Annotated in this window: 1 protein-coding gene and 1 pseudogene; one reads left to right on the top strand and one right to left on the bottom strand. The window is 68.0% G+C overall.

Annotated features, from left to right (window positions below):
- Window positions 1–57 precede the first annotated feature (57 nt).
- Complete coding sequence (locus AC27IO_RS21855; protein WP_498740729.1) at window positions 58–1,350, bottom strand: polysaccharide lyase family 1 protein; 1,293 nt, start codon at window positions 1,348–1,350, stop codon at window positions 58–60.
- A gap of 217 nt (window positions 1,351–1,567) precedes the next feature.
- On the opposite strand from AC27IO_RS21855, the pseudogene htpG reads away from it, so the two are divergent.
- Window positions 1,568–3,554, top strand: a pseudogene (htpG, locus tag AC27IO_RS21850) (molecular chaperone HtpG).
- The last annotated feature ends 29 nt before the right edge of the window (window positions 3,555–3,583 follow it).

Genomic DNA, 3,583 nt, shown 5'->3' with positions numbered 1-3,583 from the left:
TTGCTATTTAATTAATAGCAATCTCCTTGTGCAGGTCCTATCGGGGCACCGGCGCGCTCAGGGCACGGCGCCCCCGGCGGTGCCGATCACGCCGACGCCCGCCTGCCGACGCACCGAGCGGGCCGTCTCGGCGGCGGATTCCGGCGCGATCAGCCAGGCCCGCCACGCACCGAAAGCCTGGATCGCCGGCGCATCCAGCGCTGGCGCGTCGGCGGTGCCGCTGGCCGTCTGGTCGTTGGGCACGCAGTCCCGCCCGATGGCCTGGCGGCACAGGCCATCGGGCGGGTCGGCCTGCCCGGCGAACGGGGCGAAAGCCGGGCCCGGGCCGGGCGCGTGCGGGTAGCGGTACACGGGCCGGGTCACATGGTCGAAATGGTTGCCCTCCATCAACAGGCGGGCCGTGGCCGTCAGGGGCATGGCCGCGCCTTCGCCGCTGAGGTTCTCGAAATAGTTGTTGACCAGGTGCGCGGCCACGGTGGCGTTCTTCATGCCGCCCGCATGCGGTCCGCGGCCCGAGGTGTCGTGCACGTAGTTGCGGGCCACGGTGATCGTGTCCTGCGCGCCCAGGAACAGCCACAGCCAGTAGTGGTGGCCGTCGCAGGTGGCCGACTGGCTGGTGCGTCCATCGAATTCGTTGCCGGACAGGGTGACGTGCGCGGCGCTGCCGAAGCCCGTCACCACCATCTGGCGGCCGATGCGCGCGAACAGGTTGTGGTCCACCCACACGCCGTCGGCGCCGTCGATGGTCAGCGCGTCACCGCCCCAGATGACGCCCGGGTTGATGTCGGTGATGCGGATGTTCTGGACGATGACGTTGCGGTTGCCGTCGCCGATGCGCAGGCCCCGGCCCTGGATGCCGGCGTTGCGGCCGACGCCGACGAGGGTCTTGTTGGAGCCCACGGGCAGGGGGCGGCGCCCGGCGTTGTCGTAGGTCACCGGGGCGGCCGGGCGGCCGTCGCAGAAGTGGGCGACGTTCAGGCCCCATTGGCCTCCCTGGCCCGGCGGGGTGCCCCGGCAGGCGAAGGCCAGGCACCCGGCCTCGGTGGTGGTGGCGGAGCCGTTGGCCTGCAGCGACCCCCGGAAGTCGAACAGGCGGTCCAGCACGATCACGCGCGGTGCGTCGTCGGTGCACCGCGGGCCCTCGGCGCGCTGGCACAGCGCGCGCTCCAGGCCCTCCAGCGACGTGGGGCGCACCACCTCGGCCTGGCCGCCGCCCGTGACCCCGGCGGCGAAGCCATCGGGACGGCCCGTGGCCTGCTGCGCCCACAGCGGCGGGGCGGGGCACAGCAGCAGGGCCAGGCACGCCGCCATCGGCAGGTGCCTGTGAAGCAGGCTTCGGAGTGGGCGCATGGATCGGGTTTCCGTCGTCGGGGATGCCGGCCCTCCCCGGGCCGGGGCGGGATGGCGGCTTGGAACGGGGCGTGCGCCCGGAGTTCAATGGCCGAAGCGCCCCCGGCGCGGTGCCTCGGCCGGGAGTGGACCGGCGAGCCTTGATAATGCGGCGCCTGCCCCGAACTGCCGGGGCATCCCTCTTTTTGTGAATGACCCAGACCTCCCAATCCACACCATGAGCAAACAGACCCATTCCTTCCAGGCCGAAGTGGCGCAACTGCTGCACCTGGTCACGCATTCGCTGTACTCCAACCAGGAAATCTTCCTGCGCGAGCTGATCTCCAATGCGTCCGACGCCTGCGACAAGCTGCGTTTCGAGGCCCTGAACAACAACGCCCTGTACGAAGACGCGCCCCACCTCGAAGTGCGCGTGGCCTTCGACAAGGACGCCAAGACGCTCACCATCACCGACAACGGCATCGGCATGAGCCAGCAGGAGGCCATCGACCACCTGGGCACCATCGCCAAGAGCGGCACCAAGGACTTCATGGGCAAGCTCTCGGGCGACCAGAAGGCCACCGCGTCCGAACAGGGCCAGTTGATCGGGCAGTTCGGCGTGGGCTTTTATTCCGGCTTCATCGTGGCCGACAAGATCACCGTGGAATCGCGCCGGGCCGGCCTGCCCGCCGAGCAGGGCGTGCGCTGGATCAGCGGCGGCACGGGCGACTTCGAGGTCGAGACCATCACCCGCCCCGAGCGCGGCACCAGCATCATCCTGCACCTGCGCGACGACGCCGAAGAGTTCCTGAACGCCTGGAAGATCAAGTCCATCATCGGCAAGTATTCCGACCACATCAGCCTGCCTATCCTGATGGAAAAGGAAGAGTGGAAAGAGGGCGAGCTGATCAATCCCGGTGACGAAAACGGCGGCCGCCAGCCCGGCGGCATGGTCAAGACCGGCGAGTGGGAAACCGTCAACAAGGCCAGCGCCCTGTGGACCCGCCCCAAGAAGGACATCACCGAAGAGCAGTACCAGGACTTCTACAAGGCCATCAGCCACGACCACGAGAACCCGCTCACCTGGAGCCACAACCGCGTGGAGGGCAACACCGAATACACGCAGCTGCTGTACGTGCCCGCCAAGGCACCGTTCGACCTGTGGAACCGCGACAAGAAGGCCGGCGTGAAGCTGTACGTCAAGCGCGTGTTCATCATGGACGATGCCGAGGCGCTGATGCCCACCTACCTGCGCTTCGTGAAGGGCGTGATCGACTCCAGCGACCTGCCGCTCAACGTGAGCCGCGAGCTGCTGCAGGAAAGCCGCGACGTGCGCGCCATCCGCGAAGGCTCCACCAAGCGCGTGCTCGGCATGCTGGAAGACCTGGCCAAGCACGACAAGCACACCGCCGGTGAAGAAGGCGCCGACGGCGTGACCGATGTGGTGAGCGACGAGGACAAGGCCAAGGAAGGCAAGTACACGGCGTTCTATGCCGAATTCGGCGCCGTGCTCAAGGAAGGCCTGGGCGAGGACTTCGGCAACCGCGAGCGCCTGGCCAAGCTGCTGCGCTTCGCCTCCACGCAAAGCGATGCGGTCACCGTCTCGTTCGCCGACTACAAGGCGCGCATGAAGGAAGGCCAGGACGCCATCTACTACATCACCGCCGACACGCTGGCCGCCGCCAAGAACAGCCCGCAGCTCGAAGTCTTCAAGAAAAAGGGCATCGAGGTGTCCTGATGACCGACCGCGTGGACGAGTGGGCGCTGAACTACCTGCAGGACTTCGACGGCACGCCGCTGCAGTCCGTGGCCAAGGCGCGGTCGATCTGGGCAAGCTGCAGGACGAGGCCGAGAAGAAGGCCGCCGAGGAAGCCGCCGAGGCCTTCAAGCCGCTGCTGGCCAAGCTCAAGGAAGCCCTCAAGGACAAGGCCGACGACGTGCGCGCCACCACCCGCCTGGTCGATTCGCCCGCCTGCCTGGTCGTGCAGGACGACGGCATGAGCACCCAGCTGGCGCGCATGCTCAAGCAGGCCGGCCAGCAGGCGCCCGAGTCCAAGCCCGTGCTGGAGGTGAACCCCGATCACGCCCTGGTCAAGAAGCTGGACGGCAGCGTGCACTTCCACGACCTGGCGCACATCCTGTTCGACCAGGCGCTGCTGGCCGAAGGCGGCCTGCCCGAGGACCCCGCCGCCTATGTGAAGCGCGTGAACGCATTGCTGGCCTGATCGGCCTCCAGCGCATGATTCACTAGGGC

This window comes from Acidovorax sp. KNOB132 (assembly GCF_057541515.1).
This window is presented reverse-complemented; position numbering and strand designations above follow the sequence as displayed.